Raw genomic sequence first — 2290 nt, forward strand, 5'->3', positions numbered from 1 at the left:
TGAAGATTTTGGGTATTTTTAATAGTTAATTTAAATTAATGCAACACTAGTGATAATTTACATATCATTTATAATTAACTAACTTAGTTGAGGAGGCGAGACAACTTGAACTTTAAAGTTTTTTATCTAGTTTGATTGCAATTGTAATGGTATTTACAGCAGTAAGTCCTTCCGTCTTATATGCAGAAGAAGCAGTAAAAGAAATATCAGTAACAGAAAATAGCGAAGATACTTTTTCAGAAGAGTTACAAACACCAACCTATGAAGAAGTTATAAATCTTGAAAATAATGAAGTGGAAATAATTGCTGAGCAAGCTGCACCAGCTACCATAGAACAATTATCCGAATACTATAATACTAATTTAGAAAATATTAATATTGATAATTTTGATGAAAAATTTGAGTTTTTAACAAGTGATTCTGTATTTAATGAAATGGAAGAAATTATTGCCATTCAAGAAGCAGAAGCTCAATTAAGTCAAGATGAAGTAAATGCTCAGTGGGTACCTGTAGTTGCAGCAGCTTTACGCGCTTTAACTAGTAAAGCTGGAAAAAAGGCAATGGAAAAAGGCTGGTCTGTAGCTAGGCCCCATATCGAAAAAGCCTTAAAAAATCTAGATAATTATGTTATTGATGGACCAAGTGGTGGAAGAATTATTCAGGTTCGTAACAAAAAAACTAAACAGCCTATCTTTAGATTAGATTATCATTATATTGACGGAAAAGGACCTTATCTACATTATCATGTAGCTCCTAATATGAAAAAACATCACTTCATATGGTAATCAATTATAGGGAGTGAATAAACGTGAAATTTGATCCAAATCAGCATCTTCATTTAGGATATTATGAGAACAATGTTGATTTAGAAGCAGTCGCATATAAAATTCAGAATGAAAATAAATGGGTAGTTTTTTTAGATAATGAACAAGATACTACATTAGTTAAAAAAATATTAGATAAGTATGATTTCCATGAAAAATATGGTTACAAGATTTTTACTGTTGATGCAGATGATTTATCTTATGAAGTCGGAAGTAAGCTATTTGAAGAATGGTTAAAAGCAAATAATATAATATAAGAAATAAGGAACGAATTTGCTAACGCAACTTCAATCCATGCCCCAAGTGATGAAAAACACTTGGGGCATTTTTCAATTCTAATCGTATAGTCTCTTCCCAAAAAGGACACAGAACTTCTACCCCGAGTTCGACAGTTTGAAGCTCACTTTAGGCAAGCACAATTTAGAAATTGTTTTCAACAAAAAACAAACGTTTTATTTTTATTATAAATAGAAGCCCCTTTCGAATGAGAAGAGCTTTTCACAAGGATCAGTCAGGCAGTTTTTTATATATCAAATAAATCTATTATAGTTTTTTTAATAAATTCATCTCCACCAGTTCCATTTATTGCAATATCAAGCCTTCCATATATAATCATTAACAGACTTTTCGCTTCCGACTCATCTAATTGAGCAATCTTCTCTTTTACTTTTTCAACTTCTAACAACAAAAACACCTCCCATTCAACAGTATAGAACTTTCACTATCCTACCCGTTTTGAACAAGGAAATCAACAATAACAGAGACTATTTTTAATAATTTTCTCTATTATTTCATTCTGTTCGAAAAATTACTAAATAGAATATTACAGATTTTTTTATTTCTGATCATCCCGGCCTCAATAGGACTATCAATTCTATGTCAACCCTTTTATACTGCTTTCTTTGGCTTTGATGAATATGGTCAGGATATTTTACATATTTATGCACCCGTAGCAATTGAAATAGGATTATTTTCTATTACAGCTGCGATATTACAAGGAATAAATAAACAGAAGTTAACGATTTTAAGTTTGTCGCTAGGAATATTGTTAAAAATATTTATAAATATCCCTTTAATAGAAGTATATCAAGCAGAAGGAGTAATAATATCTACAGCAATTAGTTATCTCTTTTCTATTATAATAAATTTATTGGGAATAAAGTATTATTCCGGTTATAGATTCAAGGTTGTATTTCGAAGATGTTTATTAATAATAACTTTCACAATAATTATGAGTACGGCTGTCTTGACCACTGATACAATTTTATCGCTTTTTATCAATGAAAAAAGTCGTGGGGGATCAGTTTTTAGAATAGTGATGGATGTTACAATTGGTCTGATTATTTATTTTTATCTTTCTGTACGCTCCAATTTATTTGTTATACTATTCGGTAAAAGTAAAATTATTTATTTAGGGGCTGCTGAACGAATCACATGCAGAAAGTCATTTGAGAAATCAACCGTTG

At 30.2% G+C, this 2290-nt stretch carries 3 protein-coding genes; 2 read left to right on the forward strand and 1 reads right to left on the reverse strand.

Annotated elements, in window-relative coordinates:
- Positions 1-146: 146 nt before the first annotated feature.
- The gene (locus LIZ98_RS17260) at positions 147-785 is read left to right on the forward strand and encodes a hypothetical protein (protein WP_227140378.1); all 639 of its coding nucleotides are present in this window, start codon (positions 147-149) and stop codon (positions 783-785) included.
- Positions 786-808: 23 nt separating this feature from the next.
- Complete coding sequence (locus tag LIZ98_RS17265; protein WP_033026638.1) at positions 809-1081, forward strand: DUF3986 family protein; 273 nt, start codon at positions 809-811, stop codon at positions 1079-1081.
- A 266-nt stretch (positions 1082-1347) separates the two neighbouring features.
- Here the strand turns inward: LIZ98_RS17265 and LIZ98_RS17270 are convergent, their stop codons facing one another.
- Positions 1348-1509, reverse strand: coding sequence for a hypothetical protein (locus LIZ98_RS17270; RefSeq protein ID WP_227092690.1), 162 nt, complete (start codon positions 1507-1509; stop codon positions 1348-1350).
- Positions 1510-2290 lie beyond the last annotated feature (781 nt).

Source organism: Caldibacillus sp. 210928-DFI.2.18, assembly GCF_020554505.1.
Taxonomy (GTDB): Bacteria; Bacillota; Bacilli; order Bacillales; family Caldibacillaceae; genus Caldifermentibacillus; species Caldifermentibacillus hisashii.

Coding starts and splice junctions, on each gene's coding strand:
- LIZ98_RS17260 (WP_227140378.1), top strand. CDS start 147: ATGGTATTTACAGCAGTAAGTCCTTCCGTCTTATATGCAGAAGAAGCA.